The 16805-nt window shown below is 56.9% G+C and carries 16 protein-coding genes; 14 read left to right on the plus strand and 2 right to left on the minus strand.

Going from position 1 to position 16805, the window contains the following annotated elements; all coding sequences use genetic code 11:
* The first annotated feature begins 670 nt into the window (after positions 1-670).
* The 11 genes from C8J33_RS25040 to repC (C8J33_RS25090) all read left to right on the plus strand — a co-directional run bounded on the left by C8J33_RS25040 (position 671) and on the right by repC (C8J33_RS25090) (position 12429).
* On the plus strand, positions 671-2608 hold the full coding sequence (locus tag C8J33_RS25040) for a ParB/RepB/Spo0J family partition protein (protein ID WP_132665741.1): 1938 nt from the start codon (positions 671-673) through the stop codon (positions 2606-2608).
* Between the two features lie 66 nt (positions 2609-2674).
* Entirely contained in the window at positions 2675-2854 is a 180-nt protein-coding gene (locus C8J33_RS25045) for a hypothetical protein (protein WP_132665742.1), read from the plus strand.
* Between the two features lie 619 nt (positions 2855-3473).
* Positions 3474-4754, plus strand: a complete 1281-nt coding sequence (gene repC, locus C8J33_RS25050) for a plasmid replication protein RepC (protein ID WP_132665743.1) — start codon at positions 3474-3476, stop codon at positions 4752-4754.
* Positions 4751-5419 carry a thermonuclease family protein gene (locus tag C8J33_RS25055; RefSeq protein WP_422039093.1) on the plus strand — a complete coding sequence of 223 codons (669 nt, stop codon included), beginning with the start codon at positions 4751-4753 and terminating at the stop codon, positions 5417-5419. The genes repC (C8J33_RS25050) and C8J33_RS25055 overlap by 4 nt, the downstream gene beginning before the upstream one ends.
* 239 nt (positions 5420-5658) lie before the next feature.
* Positions 5659-5994 (plus strand): DUF736 family protein, encoded by a 336-nt coding sequence (locus tag C8J33_RS25060; RefSeq protein ID WP_132665744.1) that lies wholly within the window; start codon positions 5659-5661, stop codon positions 5992-5994.
* Between the two features lie 120 nt (positions 5995-6114).
* Entirely contained in the window at positions 6115-6321 is a 207-nt protein-coding gene (locus C8J33_RS25065) for an antitoxin VbhA family protein (protein ID WP_012653082.1), read from the plus strand.
* 69 nt (positions 6322-6390) lie between these two features.
* On the plus strand, positions 6391-7455 hold the full coding sequence (locus C8J33_RS25070; protein WP_132665745.1) for a Fic/DOC family protein: 1065 nt from the start codon (positions 6391-6393) through the stop codon (positions 7453-7455).
* 228 nt (positions 7456-7683) lie between these two features.
* Positions 7684-8541 carry an ArdC family protein gene (locus C8J33_RS25075; protein WP_132665746.1) on the plus strand — a complete coding sequence of 286 codons (858 nt, stop codon included), beginning with the start codon at positions 7684-7686 and terminating at the stop codon, positions 8539-8541.
* 220 nt (positions 8542-8761) lie between these two features.
* Positions 8762-9976 carry a plasmid partitioning protein RepA gene (gene repA, locus C8J33_RS25080; protein WP_041700143.1) on the plus strand — a complete coding sequence of 405 codons (1215 nt, stop codon included), beginning with the start codon at positions 8762-8764 and terminating at the stop codon, positions 9974-9976.
* A 45-nt stretch (positions 9977-10021) separates the two neighbouring features.
* Complete coding sequence (repB, locus tag C8J33_RS25085; RefSeq protein ID WP_132665747.1) at positions 10022-11059, plus strand: plasmid partitioning protein RepB; 1038 nt, start codon at positions 10022-10024, stop codon at positions 11057-11059.
* Between the two features lie 155 nt (positions 11060-11214).
* A complete protein-coding gene (repC, locus tag C8J33_RS25090; protein WP_132665748.1) occupies positions 11215-12429 on the plus strand; it encodes a plasmid replication protein RepC in 1215 nt (404 codons plus the stop codon).
* A 28-nt stretch (positions 12430-12457) separates the two neighbouring features.
* Here the strand turns inward: repC (C8J33_RS25090) and C8J33_RS25095 are convergent, their stop codons facing one another.
* The gene (locus C8J33_RS25095; protein WP_245507283.1) at positions 12458-13279 is read right to left on the minus strand and encodes an alpha/beta fold hydrolase; all 822 of its coding nucleotides are present in this window, start codon (positions 13277-13279) and stop codon (positions 12458-12460) included.
* Positions 13280-13532: 253 nt separating this feature from the next.
* Here C8J33_RS25095 and C8J33_RS25100 point away from each other — a divergent pair, with 253 nt between their 5' ends.
* Positions 13533-14270 carry a GGDEF domain-containing protein gene (locus tag C8J33_RS25100; protein WP_132665749.1) on the plus strand — a complete coding sequence of 246 codons (738 nt, stop codon included), beginning with the start codon at positions 13533-13535 and terminating at the stop codon, positions 14268-14270.
* Between the two features lie 207 nt (positions 14271-14477).
* Here C8J33_RS25100 and C8J33_RS25105 read toward each other — a convergent pair whose 3' ends face one another.
* Positions 14478-15653, minus strand: coding sequence for a site-specific integrase (locus C8J33_RS25105; protein WP_132665750.1), 1176 nt, complete (start codon positions 15651-15653; stop codon positions 14478-14480).
* A gap of 77 nt (positions 15654-15730) precedes the next feature.
* On the opposite strand from C8J33_RS25105, the gene C8J33_RS25110 reads away from it, so the two are divergent.
* Both C8J33_RS25110 and C8J33_RS25115 read left to right on the plus strand, forming a co-directional pair.
* Positions 15731-16009, plus strand: coding sequence for a type II toxin-antitoxin system Phd/YefM family antitoxin (locus C8J33_RS25110; protein ID WP_132665751.1), 279 nt, complete (start codon positions 15731-15733; stop codon positions 16007-16009).
* Positions 15996-16427, plus strand: a complete 432-nt coding sequence (locus C8J33_RS25115) for a plasmid maintenance toxin (PemK-like) (protein WP_132665752.1) — start codon at positions 15996-15998, stop codon at positions 16425-16427. The genes C8J33_RS25110 and C8J33_RS25115 overlap by 14 nt, the downstream gene beginning before the upstream one ends.
* Positions 16428-16805 lie beyond the last annotated feature (378 nt).

Genomic DNA, 16805 nt, shown 5'->3' on the forward strand with positions numbered 1-16805 from the left:
GGGCGAAATTCTGTGCGGTTTTGCCGGAGGAAGTCGGTCCTGGCTTCCGCTTCGCGGCGCAAGCTAAGCCTCCTGCGGCTTCCTTTTTTCCGGCAAAAGCGCGTCGAGAATTCCCGCTTTCCCGGCCTGAAGAACGGCCGTCGCTATGCTGAAAGCTCCGATACTCTTCATCGTTCGTTTGGCTCGTCCCGACGAGCAAGCGCCTATCGGCACGCCGAGCGGTGCTCGACACGGCACACTTTCTCATTGCCCTAATTCACTTTGAACCAGATCTGCCCGTGAAGCGGAGCGTCCAACACTCGGAGCGTAGCGGGCAGATCGATCCTGGGAACCGGCTGGCCGGTTCACTTCTGGAATGAGCGTCCGAGAAGCGGACGCACGATTTTTCATACCTATCCGCTCTTACGACAGGTCGCGGATCGCGCCAATGGGCAAGCGCGCAAGCGCTGTCCCTCGTCTGGAAAAACGGTTTTCACCGACAAGCCGGCGAACCTTCCGTGTTTCCCTCCTCCGGACCCATGACCCGCTCCACCCCCTGACGGGAGCGGGCTGCGCCCTCCCCCTTCGTTCCGCCGGATGTGGGGGCACATCCTACGGAACGTAGGCAGAGGCTTCGCCCACTAGCGGGGCTTGCTCCCAAGGGAACCGGGAAAACATTGGAGATTGACCTATGACCGAGATCATCAGCATTCCGCTTAGCAAGCTTGATACGGACCCGAAAAACGTCCGTAAAACCTACAAGGCCGAGGGCGTCGAAAGCCTCGCAGCCTCCATTCTCGCCAATGGCGTTGTTCAGAACATCGTCGTGCGCAAGGCTCCCAAGGGCCGCTATTTCGTTACGGCGGGCGGTCGTCGGCGGGCTGCTCTCTTGCTCCTTGTCGAGCGCGGCCAGATCGCAGCCGATTATGCCGTGAACGCTATTTTAAAGACCGCCGAGGAGGCGAAAGAGCTTAGCCTGACCGAGAACGTGCAGCGTGAGGAAATGCACCCTGTGGACCAGTATGTGGCGTTTCAGGCCATAGTCAACGAGGGCAAGGCCATCGCGGACATCGCTGCGCGGTTCGGTGTCACTGAAATCATCGTTCGCCGCCGATTGGCCTTGGCGAAGGTCTCGCCGGTCTTGCTGGACCTGTTTCGCAACGACGAAATGACGTTTGAGCAGCTGACCGCCTTCACGGTCTGCGATGATCATGAGCGTCAGGAACAGGTCTGGGAGTCTCTTGATCGTTGGAGCCGCGATCTATCGCGGATCAAGTCGGCGCTGATGACAGACGAAATTGCTGGAAGCGACAAGCGTATCAAGTTCCTCGGCGGCCTCGAGGTCTATGAACAGGCAGGAGGCGCAGTGCGCCGCGACCTGTTCGATGCGCAGGGCGGTGGGTTCGCGCTTGACGTGATATTGGTTGAAAAGCTGGTCAGCGAGAAGCTGACAGCGGTAGCCGAGCCGTTTTTGTCGCAGGGCTGGAAATTTGTCGAAACCTACATGCAGCGACCCGACTGGATTTTCGGCGTCCCTCGCGTCTATCCGAAACAGATTGAGCTTTCTCCTGATGAACAATCGGAACGTTTGCGCCTGTGCGCCGAGCACGATGAACTCGTAGAGCTCATGGACCGTGACGAGGGTGAGGAAATCCATTCCGAGCGCATCGATGCCATCAGCGCACGACTGGATGAACTAGACTCGAAGCAGGAAGTCTTTTCCGATGAGGACAAGGCGAAAAGCGGGGTGGTCGTTTCCTTGGACTACTACGGAAGGCCGGATATTGCCGTTGGCATCCGCAAGCCGGGTGATGATGAACAGTCGGAGCAAACGGAAACGGAGGATGACGATAGCGGGTCCGAGGCTTCCGAAAAGGTTCAGGAAGTCGGCCCGCCGAAGATCGTCCATTCTGCTGTGCTGGTCGAAGACCTGACAGCGCAGAAGACCGCAGCGCTGCGCGTCGAACTTGCCAACAATCCCGATGTCGCTCTGGTCAGCGTTGTTCACGCCATGCTACTCGATCTTGTTTATCCCGGCACCTATGGCCGTTCGCGAGGGATGACCGCGTTGCAGATCGCGGTGACGCATGAGCGTCTGCAAGGTTCGATGAAAAGACCGGATGCGAGCCGGGCGACCGAGGAATGGGATCGGATTGCCGAAAATTTCGGTTATCAACTCCCCGGCGAGCCGGAAGACCTATGGGACCATCTTCTTGATAAGTCGCAGTCGGAGCTTTTGGGACTGCTGGCCTATGCCGCTGCGCACACCGTTAATGCGGTCGAGACGAAACATAGCTTCCGCAAGGACGCATGCGCCCATGCAGACCAGATCGGGCAGACCCTAAAGGTTGATATGACCGACTGGTTCGAGACGACAGCGGAAAGCTATTTTTCGAGCCTCAATCGCGCAGGCATTCAAGCGGCGGTGGCAGAAGTGAAAGGCGCTGATTTCGCTTCGCGTATCGCAGGTATGAAAAAGGCCGAGGCGGCCGCTTTTGCCGAAACCGCAATCAAAGGGTCCAACTGGCTTCCGTCGCTGGTCCGGATCGCGCCTGATCCGAAGGCCGAGAAGGATCAGACGGAACTCCGTTCGGAGGATGAGCAACCCTTCCCGATGGCAGCGGAATAGCCGCGCTGCTGTCAGCCGGTCACGTCCTCCAGCGTGACCGGCTCCCCTTTCGAAGCGAGGCAAGTCATGTTCGATCAAGTTCCCGACCCCACAAAAGCAGCCGAATGCTGCTGTCAACTCATTCAAGCGTATCTGTCCGATTCAGAGCATGTGGATTGGGGGGATGTTCAAACCGCAGTCAACACCGCTCTGGAAGCTTTTAATCTTCCACCCACGTTCTTCGAGGAACAGGCTCAAATCGCCTGATTCTTGGCTTTCACCGCCCCGCCCGTCTTTGGTCCGATACCAAAGGCGGGCGTTCTGTCATTTGCAAACTTAGTGCAATACCGGATGAAAAAGCCGGTTCATGGGTTCGGATCGTCGCGAAACGCGCCCCTCCGTTGAGAGGAGGCCCAGGCCCCCTCCTCTCAAACTCTCCGTCCCACCCGAGGTCAAAAAGCCCTTGAAAGGTGCTGTTAACCCAGGTTTGAGCCATTTCGGTAACGCCGCCGAACGCTCTTGCGCACGCCGGCACGAATATAAAGCCATGATTTTCAGGGGTTTTAGGCGGGGAAGCCGCATTGAAGTGCAAATTACGATTGAGAGAAAGCTCAATCGTTGCGCCAAGTTGGGTAATCGAGCTATGTATTGTCTCCGGCCGGAATCAGCTAATGCTGCGGCTCGTACCCTTTTAACCCAAGTCTGGAGAACACACAGGCCCAGAAAAGAGAAAACCGCTCCCGAGAAAACCCGGAAGCGGTCTGCAAAAAACCAAATAATTAAGCAGATTTGTTTTCGCAGACCCCCCTTCCCCTGTCAATAAGAAAAACGCCTTCTCGGTGTACGGCGAAGCCTTGTCTGGTCCCTTGAACAGGAGACAGGACAAATGAGGGAAGCCCTCACGAACAAGCGGCTAACTGGCCGCAGAATGACAAAGGAGAGAGCCGAGTTCCGGCGACTGGCACAGTCAACGGAAGTCGGAACGGTGACGCGCGGCCAGTTGGCGGTGTTGTCACAGAGCCTTCCATGCACTGGCCTAATTACCAGTACCGAAAGCCATCTTCTGACAGTGATCATCAACACCGCCCGGGCCGACGCCTTCGACAAGGGCGGGCGACCCATTGTGTTCAAGTCCAACAATCAGCTGGGGTTCGAGATTAACCGCTCGCCTGGGCGGGTCAGCCGTATCCTGTCGAGGTTGTTCGACGCCGGGCTCGTTACCATGCAGGACAGCGCGAATTTCAAGCGCTATCCGATCAGGGACGGCGAAGGCGTGATTTCAGACGCTTGTGGCATCGATTTGCGTGTGCTGATTGCGCGCTACCGCGAGCTCGACGCCCTAGTGCGGCAGAAGCGAGAGGAGAAGCGCGCCAGCGACGCCGCTGCCCGCCGCTTTCGCGACGCACTCAGGAGCGCCCGTTACGCGCTGGTGAATGCCGCCGATTTGACGAAAACAGCCCTCGCGAGCCTTGCATTTCGCATCGACCGTATCGCTGCCTTCGTTGGTATCGCCGGCAGAGCGCCCGCTTTTGATTTGAGGCGTGCAGCGAGCCTGCTTGAGTGGCTTGTTGGACGCTCTCTCAAGGCATCGAGGCGGCCGCAAAGTGTGTCTGATTATGATAAAATGACATGCACGAATGTCGAAAACGACATGCACAAACAGATTACAAACCCCCATCCATTTGACTTGAGTAAAGAGGAACGGCGTCCGGCTAACGCCGGACAACACAATTCGCTTAAGGCTGGCTACGCCAGCAAGATGGCTTTTGAAGAAAGCCTGACGAGAGGATCCGCCCCAGACAATAGGCAATCCCGCCCGCAGCAAGGGATTGTTGCTCTTGATGATGTGTGGAGGGCGGCGCCATCGTTGAAGGACTATTTCACCACCGCGCCACGCAGCTGGTCCGATCTCGCCCGCATCGCCCCGCAGATTTGCCGCTTGGCGGGTGTCTCAGAGGACGCGCGGCTTCGCGCCGTCGATCAAATGGGCCAACAGGCCGCCGCGATCGCCATTGCGGTCACGTTCGAGAAATATTCTCGCCGAGAAGTCAGCTCGCCCGGAGGGTATTTGCGCGCCATGACGGACCGGGCGGCATCCGGTGAACTCCATCTTTCGCGTTCCGTCCTCGGGCTTGCCGCCCGCAACTCTATGGAGGCCTTAAATTGAGAAAAAACCCCGTTTTTTCGGCACTTTTATTCGCTCTGCTGTTTTCACAATGTGCCGGCGCGGCGGAATATTCCGGTCGAGCACGCGTGATCGATGGTGACACCTTCAGCATTCGACAGCAGCGGATCAGGATTGCGGCAATTGACGCCTGCGAACGCTCGCAAACGGGGTGGAAGAATGGAGCCGAATGGGCGTGTGGCGTCGAAGCTCGCAGCTATCTCTCTCGCCTTATCGACGGGAAACATGTGACGTGCACGATCATCGACGAGGGCCAATACCGTCGCCTTGTCGGACAGTGCTTCATCCAGCAAACCGATATCGGCCTTGAAATGGTGAAAGCCGGCCAGGCGCCACTCCTCTTGCAGTATCTACCGCGTGGTAACTCAATGCCCTTTGACGCTTACCATCAGGCTGAAGACACCGCCCGAGGCAGACGTCTGGGCCAATGGGCGGCCGAGATCGACGCGCCGAGCAACTATCGCCGTTCTAATTCTCATCAGCAGCCCGATGACAATTGGACCTGGAACTGTCGAAATTCGCTTTTCGAAGCGCCAAATTGGCTAACTCCTGGAGGAAAAAGCCGATTGTTTTCGGTTGTATGCTTGCGAGAGTTGAATAATATTGGCGCAGGAATATGCGGTTATTGTTGTTGGTCGTACAGGTGACGTTTGGTAGACGCTTTCAGTAGACACCCCTCCAAGGCGGTTGCTCTTAATGCCCGTTCGCACAGCGACGCGGTTTGCGCAAAGCTGGCTGGCCACCAAATTTCCCCGCCTTCGGCTTCCTCGCGAAGCAAATTTGGCAGCCTTCCAGCCTCCTCCGCTGCGCTTCGGCCTACGGTGCGCACCGCTTTCCGCTGTGCCTTGTGAACGCTCATCGCAACCACCAAAGAGGAGTGACCACCATGAAAAACATCACCAACTACATCCAGTTCAACGGCGACAACATCGAAACCGCAGACGGTACCGGCCTCATCTCCACCATTGAGCGAGACCTGCCCATCAAGGTAACGCCTCTTTCTTCCACCAACGAGAGAGCCCCGACGCACCGCGTCTACGCAAAGTCTCCCGCAGGTCACGACCTCGACGTGGGCGGCATCTGGAAAAAAGAGAACGGCGAAGGCAGGCCCTACTACACGATCTCGATCAAGCGCATGGGCTTCAACGCCAATCTGGGCCGGTTCCCCGGCCAGGACGATCCTACCCTTCAGGCAATCATCGAGTGGGAACCTCGCGATTGATTGCGCAGAGAAGCCCGGTTCATGACCGGGCCTCTCACCCCGAAAAGGCTGAAAATCCGCCAAATAGCTGGATTTTTGGCCCTTTTCGTGTTAGGTTGAACAGTAACTGGAGATTTGTCGATGAACATTCATTCCACCCGTCCCGACCGCTCCCCGGAAGCCGTCGCGGCTCGAAAGAAGAGCACCGATCAGGCTCGCGCCATGAACATTCGCCAAGGCTATCAGGGCGACGACGCCCTGCTCGAAGCGGCGACTGCTGCTTATGTAGCCGGCGATCTCACCCGCGAAGAGTATCGCGCCCGCATCTTACCGCAGCCCAAGGGCTGATCATTTCATTCAAGTCTCAAGAGGCTTAAGGCCGTCTGCTAGCGCAGACGGCTTTTTGTTGGTTTACGCATGGCTGATGAATATCCCAAGGGTTCCTACACTTATCCGAACACGTCAGACGATCCGGATCGTCAGAACGTTCTTCGTAACAAGTTTGGTATCGAATCCAAATCGGAGCTTCGCACGGTCGAGTACCGTGCAACGCAGGACCGAATTTCCGAAATCCTTGAGGGTGATGGTCCCAAGGGTAACTTTGACGCCGCTCATCTCAAGGCGATCCACGGCCACATATTCCAGGACGTCTACGAGTGGGCCGGTCATACCCGGAATGAAAGCCCGGTGGTTGACGGAGCTCGTGTCGAGCCGATTGGCGGCCTTTCAAAAGGCGGAACGTCCTTCCTGCATGGCGCGCGTATAGACATGGGCCTTAATGAGGCGCTGAAGCCGATCAGCGATCCGCAGGCGCTACGGGCGGTCAGCAGGGAAGAATTCGTTGAGCGGGCCGCGAAAACACTGTCAGAGCTGAACTATGTCCATCCGTTTCGCGAAGGCAACGGAAGGACTCAGGAAACTTTCATCGCGGAGCTGGGCCGGCATTACGGGCACGACATCGATATGAGCGTGATCAGCAAGACCCGTATGATTGAAGCGTCCATTGCCACGACAAATGACCCTGCCAGCCCGGCGCTAAAGCACGTCATTGAGGATGCGATAGACCCAAACCGCCGCGAGGCGCTGCGTGGTGCCTTCGCGGACCTGGAGCAGGTCGGCGGGAAGCCCTTCGAGCATTATGTTCGGACTGCCCGCCCGGGCGAAGAGATCGAGGGCCAGGTGTTCGGTCATGACAACCGCGTTGCAACCCTTGTAACCGAGAACGGCATTATCGCTGTCGATCGCGCCGACCTTCCGGAGCGGATTCCGGCCGACGACGAAGAGGTGAAGTTCACCGCCCGATCTGACTTCAGAACCTTAGGGCGGCCGGCGCAGGAGGCCCAAGCGCAGCCTCAGAGCGTCGAGCAAAAGGCTGAACAAGCGCCACAACAGTCAAATCACAACGCAGAGCTCAAGGCCGTCGAAGCGCAGCATTTAGCAAGCCGTCAGCAGCAGAACGACCGGGACGACCGGGATCGCTAGACCGGCCTCCTCCCCCATGCAGCACAGGCAAACGCAACACCGTTAGCGGTCCGTGCTCCCTTGTGTTTGCCGTCTCCCGTTTCGTTGGGTGATTGACGGACAAGCTACGATAGCCCCTCCCCCATTCAACCGCTTCGCGGTCCTCCTCTCCGTTGCGGCCCTCCGGGTGCATGGGCTCGTCTCGGCTATCTCCGTTTTTTGCCGTCAACCAACGAAAAGGAGACGGCTATGCAGAGCAAGGACACCTACCAGCGCATTACGGATGCCATCATCGAGCAGCTGGAAGCAGGAACGAAGCCCTGGATCCGCCCTTGGCGCGGAACTGTTCGCTGCTCGCCGGTACCGCAGCGCGCCACCGGCGAGGCCTATCGCGGCATCAACGTGATCATGCTGTGGCTTTCCAGCCAGCTCGCCGGCTACGACGAGAACACCTGGATGACCTACCGGCAGGCTCAGGATCTTGGGGGCCAGGTCAGAAAGGGCGAACAGGGAACCCTCGTCGTCAAGTACGGGACCTTCACTCCGAAGGAGCAGGAAGCCGACGACAAAAGCATCCCGTACCTGAAGGGCTACACCGTCTTCAACGTCGAGCAGATCGATGGCCTGCCCGACCGCTTCAAAAGCCCGGTCGAAGATATTCCGGAGTGCTCCATGCCCCTCCTCGGGCATGTCGAAGACTTCATCGGTCGAACCGCTGCGAAGATCACCTATGGCGGCAAGCAAGCATGCTATCGTCCAGGTCCTGACGACATCGAAATGCCGGCCCGTGAACGCTTCCTAAGCGAAGTCCATCTTTACAGCACGGTCCTGCACGAACTCGGTCACTGGACTGGCGCAAAACACCGTCTCGATCGCGATCTTTCCAGCCGGTTCGGCACTGAAACCTATGCCATGGAGGAGCTCGTTGCGGAACTGTCGGCGGCCTTCGTATGCGCAGATCTTGGCGTTGAGCACGATCCGCGCGAGAATACCGCGACCTATCTGGAAAGCTGGCTGAAGGTTCTCAAGCAGGATAAACGGGCGATCGTCACAGCCGCCGCCAAGGCTCAGCCCGTTTCTGACTACCTTCATGGCCTTCAATCATAGAGGTCCACCTTGCGCCGCGATCAACTTTTACATAGCTGCCCTCAGCGTCTTCGCACGCGCAACCGCATTCTCGAAAGTTTACTGCGGTAAACTTGGGCCAAGGCGAGTGTGTATGTTAACTTCTCGTTAACCTTGTTTCGCTTGCCAGACTCGTAGAATCGCGTCTAAATGCACTTTGACGGCTGTTGTAGGCTTTTAAACGCATTTGAGGTTTTTCGCGGTGAATGTCGCACATATCGAAAAGACAGCGATTTCTGAAGTTGACCAACTCATCATTGGTCAGGCGAAGGAACTGTCTGAGAAGTTAAAGCAGCACCGGCTGGAGATGTATCCTCCGCGGGCCATGAAAGACCTGCGGGAGTTTCAGCTCGCTGAAGCCGCACGGTATGTAGGCGTTACTAGTGGCTACCTAAGGAATCTCTCGCTAGAGGGAAGGGGGCCAACGCCTCAAGTTACGCCATCAGGCCGCAGGTCCTACACCGCGGAACAGATGGAGGAGATGCGTCAGTTTCTTGAGCAAAGCGCCCGACCTGGAACCCACTATATACCGCATCGCCGAAATGGAGAAAGGCTTCAGGTAATTGCCGTCGTGAATTTTAAGGGCGGCAGTGGTAAAACGACGACTGCAGCACACTTAGCGCAGTTCCTCGCTCTGTCTGGGCACCGTGTCCTGGCCGTTGATCTCGATCCACAGGCGTCTCTGTCGGCGATCCATGGCTTTCAGCCCGAGTTTGACGTGCATGAAAACGAGACGATTTATGGCGCGATCCGCTATGATGATCAGCGCCGTCCCCTTCGAGATATAATCCGTAAGACAAACTTCCCAAATCTTGATCTTGTCCCGGGCAATCTCGAGCTGATGGAATTCGAGCATGATACACCACGTATCCTAGCGCAGGGGCAAGGCAGGGACTACGGGCGCATCTTTTTCGCGCGCCTTGATGAAGCATTGACGTCAGTCGCAGACGACTACGACATTGTTCTTATCGATTGTCCGCCCCAGCTTGGCTTTCTCACCATGAGTGCGATCTGTGCGGCGACCGCTGTACTCATCACCGTTCACCCGCAGATGCTTGACGTCATGAGCATGTGCCAGTTTCTGCAGATGCTTGGGGATATACTCAGCACGTTGAAGGATGTCGGCGGAAACATGAACCTGGACTGGCTTCGCTACCTCGTCACCCGACATGATCCTCAGGACGGTCCCCAGGCACAGATGGTGGCCTTCATGCGTTCAATGTTCAAAAATCATGTGCTCTTGAATCCAATGGTCCGCAGCGTAGCGATTTCAGATGCCGCTATGACAAACCAGACACTGTACGAGGTTGAGCGTAGCGCTTTTACCAGGGCGACCTATGACAGAGCGATGGAAGCGATGGATGCGGTAAATGGCGAGATCCTCGAGTTGATCAACAAAGCGTGGGGAAGGAAATGAGGATGCTGAAGTTTACTGCAGTAAACTCATTTGGTGGAGAGCGGCATGGCTCGTAAGAATTTGCTGTCAGGCCTTCTTGATGATGCGGATAAAAACCCGCCGTCTCTACCAATCTCTGACGCCGCTCCCACTACCTTACGTCCGACAACCAGAGGTCTCGGCGCACTGGGCGCAGTGACGCGTAGCATCGATGAGCTCGCGGCACGGGCGGACGCTGCCCGTGATTTGGAAGAAAGACTAGCGGCAGGCGAAACAATTGTCGATTTGGACGTCAATCTAATCGACAGCTCATTTATCAGCGACCGTGTTGGCATGGATGAAACGGGCTTCAGAGAGCTCGTTGAGGCAATTAGGGTTCGCGGACAGGATTCTCCAATACTTGTGCGACCACATCCCGACAGAGCTGGGCGGTTCCAGACCGTATTTGGCCACCGTCGCGTGCGTGCCGCCAAGGAATTGGGAATTTCTGTCCGGGCAGTCGTCAAGAAGCTCGAAGATAGAGACCACGTAATAGCTCAAGGACAGGAAAATTCGCAGCGAGCGGACCTGTCTTTTATAGAGCGCGCCCTGTTCGCCCGTAATCTCGAACTAGGTAATTTCGGCCGCGACACAATCATGCTCGCTCTCGGTGCGGATAAAACGACCGTGTCGAAGATGCTTTCGGCGATCGAAAGATTTCCTGAGGATATCCTGGCAACGGTAACACAGGCGAGGGCGCCAGGCCGTGACCGCTGGTATGGGATCGGCGCTGCATTGGGGGACCCTGCTATTGCCGCAAAGGCTCGAAACCTACTCTCCCATGACGATTACGTCGCAGCTTTGCCGGAAAGCCGGTTTGAAATGCTCGAACGTTTGATTCCGAAAGAGATGAAAGTCTCAAAGAAAGGTTCGACGGACCAAGAATGGGTTAGTCCGAAGAACTTGATAAAAGCAACCATCAAGAACAACGGCTCGGGTGTGACGATTGCGCTAAAGCCATTCAAGAATTCTGGTAAGGCGTCTGCTTTCGGCACTTACCTGACCGAAAACCTTGATCGTCTGTTCACAGCGTTCGAGAATGATCAACCGGAAAGTGGAGACTGAACCGCAAAAGAAAAAGGCCCCCAAAACGATACCGTCGTGGAAGCCCTTCTCGATACTAAGCACATCTAGAATCGCATTTCCCCGAATCCCAGTCAAGAGTCTTTGGCGCTGTTTTGGCGAGCGGACTTCTTTTGCCTTCGTGAAGGGCTGAAGAGATGCAAACAGGAAATATAACGACGCCCTTTGGGCGGCGGCCGATGACCCTTGCTCTGGTGAAACGGCAAATCGCCGTCTCAGAGATCAAGCAGGGCAAGAGTGCTGACAAATGGATGATCTTTCGCGACGTCAAAGAAGCGCGGGAGATCTTCAAGTTGCCCCCTTATTCGATAGCGGTGCTTGATGCACTGCTGACGTTCTATCCGGAAAAAGAATTGCGCCAGGACGCGCAGTTGGTTGTGTTTCCTTCCAACGCGCAGTTGATGGTGCGCGCTAACGGAATGTCGGGAGCTACCCTTCGTCGGCATCTGGCAATCTTGGTCGACATGGGAATGATTGTCCGCAAGGACAGCCCCAATGGCAAACGATACGCCCGCAAAGACGGATCAGGGGAAATCGAGCGCGCATTCGGATTTGATCTTTCGCCGCTTTTGGCTCGATCCGAGGAGTTTGCATTGGCCGCTCAACAGGTGGCGACCGATCGCCGCGAATTCCTCAAGGCCAAGGAGAGCCTTACCCTGTGCCGGCGGGACGTTCGAAAGGTTATAAGCGCCGCGATCGAGGAGGGCGCTGAAGGCGACTGGGAAGCGATAGAAGCAGTCTACCTTGACATCGTCCGACGGATCCCCCGCACCCCGTCAGCTTCCGACCTAGCGAAAATCCTCGACGAGATGCAGCTGCTTTACGACGATGTCATCAACCGGCTGGATTTGATGGCTAATTCGGAAGAAATAAGCACCAATGGTGCTCAGACAGAGCGCCACATACAGAATTCAAAACCCGAATCCATCAGTGAACTTGAACCTAGCTCTGGAAACGAGCAGGGCGCGAAGCCGAGTGAAATCAGTCGACCGAAGAGGGAGCCGATAAAGGCATTCCCACTCGGTATGGTGTTGAGGGCTTGCCCGCAGATAAGCGATTACGGGCCGGGCGGCCAGATCGCAAGTTGGCGAGAGCTGATGTCAGCCGCTGTTGTCGTTCGTTCGATGCTCGGCGTCAGCCCGAGCGCCTATCAGACCGCCTGCGAAACCCTGGGACCCGAGAATGCGGCGGCTGTCATGGCCTGCATTCTGGAGCGTGGGGGCCAGATCAACTCAGCAGGCGGTTACCTCCGTGATCTGACGCAACGGGCGGAGAAGGGTGAGTTTTCACTCGGCCCGATGCTGATGGCCTTGATGCGCGCCAATGCCGGGAACGATCGGCAGGCGGGATGACATGGTGATATTCAGCCCTGTTTCCGTCTCACGCAACGCTGGTGAGGAAGTTATCCAGCAGGACGTTAAACTCCTTGTGCTTTTGCCAATGGAGACCGTGTCCGGCATTTTCGACACGAACCGCTCCGCGGTTCCAGAGGTTCGCGAAAGTCAGGCTGTCGATGTAATCGAGATTGATCACGGGGTCGTCGGCGCCGTTGACTATGGCCAGCGGAATAGGGGAAGTTTCGACAAGGGTGCGCTGATCGGGGTGCTTTCCGGAAAGTGCCGCATCGATCATCAACTCGCGCGAACGCCCGTCTGTTCGTCTGACAGCGGTTTTCCAAAACGCATCGTGGACGGCATCGGATCCGAGCGCGAGCGTGACGACCATGTCGATTTCTTTTCCACTCAGGATCTGTTTCCCTGTGTAGGCGAATTCTGGATTGGGAAGAAAGCCGAGCGCTGCACCTTCGGGGCCAGGTGGGATTGGCGGTGTGCCGAAGATCATCGTGCCCGCGGCATTTTCCGGCAGGAGCCTCATAAGTTCCAGGGCGACGTGGCCGCCGAGAGAGTGGCCGAGTATGGCGAAACGATCGAGGCCGAGTGCTTCAATCACTTCGCAGATTGCAGCGGCGTATCCGTTGAAGTTGTACGTGCGCAGCGGATCGATGGCGTCGGAAGACTGGCCATGGCCCGGTAGGTCGACGGCGATGACCCGGCGTTTTCCGGCCAGCGCCTCGATCTGGAAATGGAATGTTTCCTTGCAGACCGAATTGGCGTGGATCATGAGGAGGGGGATTTCACTGCCGGCTGTGTCGAAGACTGCGATCTGTCCATGGGATGTCTCGATCGTTTGTTCACTCATCATCAATGCTCAGTGTTCACCTTCAAATTCTCGTCCTGACCGAGTTGCCGAAGGACCTAAACGATCTCTGTGACCACAATCTGAAGCTCGTGTTACGTGACACCCGCAAGCCACCATCCGGCAGGGTCCCGCCCGCCTGAATGTTAGAGGCCAATTTTCCAGATATTGGGCACATAGGTCGACTTTTACTGAAGTGTTTCAGCCCTCTTTAGATTCATGAGGTTCATAGAATTCCATATTTCTCACGGTGATATTTATGCGTCGTATTGTAGAAAAATCGATTGTCACCGGATTGCTATCGGTGTTGGCCTCGCTGGCGATCTCGTTCAGCATTGTGCCGTTGTTGGGCGGGCAAGTTGCGGGCGCGGGCCTGCTCATGACCATATTTTGTCCGCTGGCCATATCGATCCCGGCGTCGGCGCTGCATTTCACCCAGTCGGAAAAAGTGCGACGGGCAGAGGCAGCGACGAAAGAAGCTCTGAACAAATTGGCTGATGCTTATGAAACCCTCCGTATTCAGTCTCGCAGCGACGGCCTGACCGGCGTTCTGACAAGAAGCGCATTCATGGAAGAACTGGCTATGACAAGCCAGCGAGGTGGGACCGGAGCCCTGCTGTTCCTGGACTTGGACCACTTTAAGTCGATCAACGACCGGTATGGTCACGCGACCGGTGATGAAGCTCTTCGCTGCGCCGGACTTGTCCTCGCCCGCTACCAGAGCCAATCAGATTTCGCAGGACGTCTTGGCGGTGAGGAATTTGGACTTTTTCAGAGCGATCTGACGTTCGAACAAATGCTCGGTCGTTGCGAGGAAGTCCGGGAGGAAGTCGCCCGTATCGTCTTGAAAACACGTTCTGGCACCCGGGTGCAGATCTCCACGAGCATAGGTGCTTGTTATTGTCCGTCGGGCTTTGATCCATCGGACTGCTTAAAGGCGGCGGACGAAAATCTCTATCAGGCGAAAGCCTTGGGCCGAAACACGGTTGTCGCATAGGAACAGACGTGGAGACCGGACGATGGTTTCCGGCCGGAAACGAATATCCCACGCGCAAACGGAGCAGATTCCGGGAGCGGCGAAATGACAACGCAAGAGCGAGCGTCATTTGCCTGCCACCCGGAACCGATTCGCACAACGCCGAAAACCGAGATGTGCGATTTAGACTTTCGCGCATGATTGTGACGTATGTAGTTGGTCTTTTGATCAAACGACCAACCGTGCTGCCCGTCCCAGCTTGCGTTCAGTGTTGTTGTAGTAGCCCGACGCTTGAGTAACTGACTTGTGCAAGGACTGTTGCATTGCCTCGGGCAAAGGAACACCGCGGTTGGCCGCTTCGGTGAGATAGCCCGAGCGCAGACCATGTGCAGAAAACTGCGCGGGGTCCAGCCCGGCTTGCTTGACGCGTGTTTTCAGGATGAGGTTTACAGACTGCGGTGTCATCGCCCGCCGATCGAGATTGCCCCACTGGTCGATACGGCGGAAAACCGGTCCTGCTTCAATCTTCGCCTCTTCGAGCCAATGCCGGAGCGCGATCACGGGACGGCCGATCAGCACGACGTGTTCGTTGTCATCGGCCGACGTGGTTTTGGTGCGACCGAGACGGATTGTCAGGCAGGGGAGGAGAGAGGAGTGCTCGTCGGCAGGATTGGCGCGAACCGGTTCCTCGTCGACCAGATCCTCAACGCGCAATCCCGCTACTTCTGAACGCCGGCGGCCTCCGGAGGCAAACGCCATCAACAGCAGCGCCCGATCGCGCTGATCAACCAGCCGGTCGCCGGCGCAGGCGGTCAACAGCTTTGCTAGGATATCGCCGGTGACTGCCTTCTTGCTCTTTCTCTGACGTGGCCTGTTGCTGGCGCGAACGGCTAGCCGAAGCGCGCTTTTCAGCGACGGCGCCGAGAACGATCCGCTCAGGCCACGCCAGCGCGTCAGGATCGACCAGCTGGTCAGCCGCCGGCGAACGGTGGCCGGCGCATGCGGGCCGACACTTCTCAACAGCCCCCTGGCGCGAAGCGCGATCGCCACGTCTTCGGGCATGCCGTGATCGGGATTGGTTTCACGCTCGGACGGATCCCACAGATGGTGGGCAACGAATTTCAACAACAAACTTTCTGGAGCGGGCCAGGGGAGGGGATTGCCGGTCGCCACGGAACACCAGGCCTCGAGATAGGCGAGATCGGACGCCAGCGCCCGCATGGTGTTGTCGCCCATGCCTTCGCTGGCCAGATGTTTGAGCGTCGCGACGTCTTCATCGGTCAGAAGTTCGGCGAGCTGGTCGCGGCGATCAAACGGCAGGATGGCATCGAGTGCATCCAGTTCCTCAGCTCGTTTCAGGACGGCGTTGTCCTCGGCAGGCTGGATCTGCGAATTATGTTTCATCTCACATGCCCTATAGATGTCGCGAGTTTGCAAAAGTTCCGGAAATCCCGTATATTCCGGAACAAAGGAGTTCTGTCATGACATCCACTGTTACCGCTGCGGCGGTTTCGAAAAATTTCGGGGCTTATCAGGATGCGGCCGTTCGCGAGCCTGTCATTATCACCAAGAATGGTCGGCCCCGCACGGTTCTGATCGCCTATGAGGACTATGTGCGTCTGGCGAAGCGTGATCGTCGGGTAGAACTCTCGTCGGACCTCAGTGACGATGACCTGGCCGCCATTGAAGCATCGCGGATGGAGCCGGGTCTGGATCATCTCAATGCCGAACTGGTGACGGAAAAGCATGCTGCCGACTGAACCGAAGGTTGGCTGGCTGTTTCGATATTCGTATCTCTGGCATTGGCAGCATCTCGAGGGCCGTGAGGAAGGTGACAAGGACCGGCCTGTCCTGGTTCTGGCAATCGTCGCCGCGCTGGAAGATGGAACGCCGGCGGTGCGGGTTTTGCCAGTCACGCATACGCCGCCATCCGACCCGCAAGATGCTGTCGAAATCCCGGCCGTCACTAAGCGTCGCCTTGTGCTCGACGATGAGCGCTCCTGGATTGTTCTGACCGAAAGCAACCGCTTTGTCTGGCCTGGACCGGACGTCAGGTCGATCGACCGCGAAAGCGGCTATTACGGGGCGTTGCCACCGGCACTGTTTGAAGAGATCAAACGCCGGTTCGTCGAACTGGCGCGGGCGCAGCGCCACCGTGCGACGGCCCGAAGCGAGTAGCTGCCGTCCGGAGAGGCGCACATCGTCCCGGTTCTGTCTCTCGCCCGTCATTTTCCATCCTGTCTTTTATCGCTGGGGCCGTGATTTGCCCCGACTTTACCCCTGTCGATCAGCTTAATTAAACGGAATCAATTTCCTTGTAAGGATACAGTTTTTTACCTGCCGGGATCACTGAAATCTTTCAGATTGACCGGAACGCCTCAACACTGACATTGCGGCTGCCGCAAAACTCCTATTCTGCGACGTCGCTAAAGTCAGGAAAACAAGTGTCGCTTTAATTGGACAGAGCGTCCAAAAACTCTTTTGGGGAATGAAGTCCTGCGCTGTTCAATGCCGGAACTCTATGGGCGACGAGATTTTTCAGATTTCGCAGCCAAA

Source organism: Rhizobium sp. PP-CC-3G-465, assembly GCF_004343445.1.
GTDB lineage: Bacteria > Pseudomonadota > Alphaproteobacteria > Rhizobiales > Rhizobiaceae > Ferranicluibacter > Ferranicluibacter rubi.

What these genes read in the sequence shown, in the direction of transcription:
- C8J33_RS25075 (WP_132665746.1), top strand. Translation starts at nt 7,684, where the DNA reads ATGCAGAGCAAGGACACCTACCAGCGCATTACGGATGCCATCATCGAG.
- repC (WP_132665748.1), top strand. Translation starts at nt 11,215, where the DNA reads ATGCAAACAGGAAATATAACGACGCCCTTTGGGCGGCGGCCGATGACC.
- repB (WP_132665747.1), top strand. Translation starts at nt 10,022, where the DNA reads ATGGCTCGTAAGAATTTGCTGTCAGGCCTTCTTGATGATGCGGATAAA.
- C8J33_RS25095 (WP_245507283.1), bottom strand. Translation starts at nt 13,279, where the DNA reads ATGATGAGTGAACAAACGATCGAGACATCCCATGGACAGATCGCAGTC.
- C8J33_RS25065 (WP_012653082.1), top strand. Translation starts at nt 6,115, where the DNA reads ATGAACATTCATTCCACCCGTCCCGACCGCTCCCCGGAAGCCGTCGCG.
- repC (WP_132665743.1), top strand. Translation starts at nt 3,474, where the DNA reads ATGAGGGAAGCCCTCACGAACAAGCGGCTAACTGGCCGCAGAATGACA.
- C8J33_RS25070 (WP_132665745.1), top strand. Translation starts at nt 6,391, where the DNA reads ATGGCTGATGAATATCCCAAGGGTTCCTACACTTATCCGAACACGTCA.
- C8J33_RS25115 (WP_132665752.1), top strand. Translation starts at nt 15,996, where the DNA reads ATGCTGCCGACTGAACCGAAGGTTGGCTGGCTGTTTCGATATTCGTAT.
- C8J33_RS25100 (WP_132665749.1), top strand. Translation starts at nt 13,533, where the DNA reads ATGCGTCGTATTGTAGAAAAATCGATTGTCACCGGATTGCTATCGGTG.
- C8J33_RS25040 (WP_132665741.1), top strand. Translation starts at nt 671, where the DNA reads ATGACCGAGATCATCAGCATTCCGCTTAGCAAGCTTGATACGGACCCG.
- C8J33_RS25105 (WP_132665750.1), bottom strand. Translation starts at nt 15,653, where the DNA reads ATGAAACATAATTCGCAGATCCAGCCTGCCGAGGACAACGCCGTCCTG.
- C8J33_RS25060 (WP_132665744.1), top strand. Translation starts at nt 5,659, where the DNA reads ATGAAAAACATCACCAACTACATCCAGTTCAACGGCGACAACATCGAA.
- C8J33_RS25045 (WP_132665742.1), top strand. Translation starts at nt 2,675, where the DNA reads ATGTTCGATCAAGTTCCCGACCCCACAAAAGCAGCCGAATGCTGCTGT.
- C8J33_RS25110 (WP_132665751.1), top strand. Translation starts at nt 15,731, where the DNA reads ATGACATCCACTGTTACCGCTGCGGCGGTTTCGAAAAATTTCGGGGCT.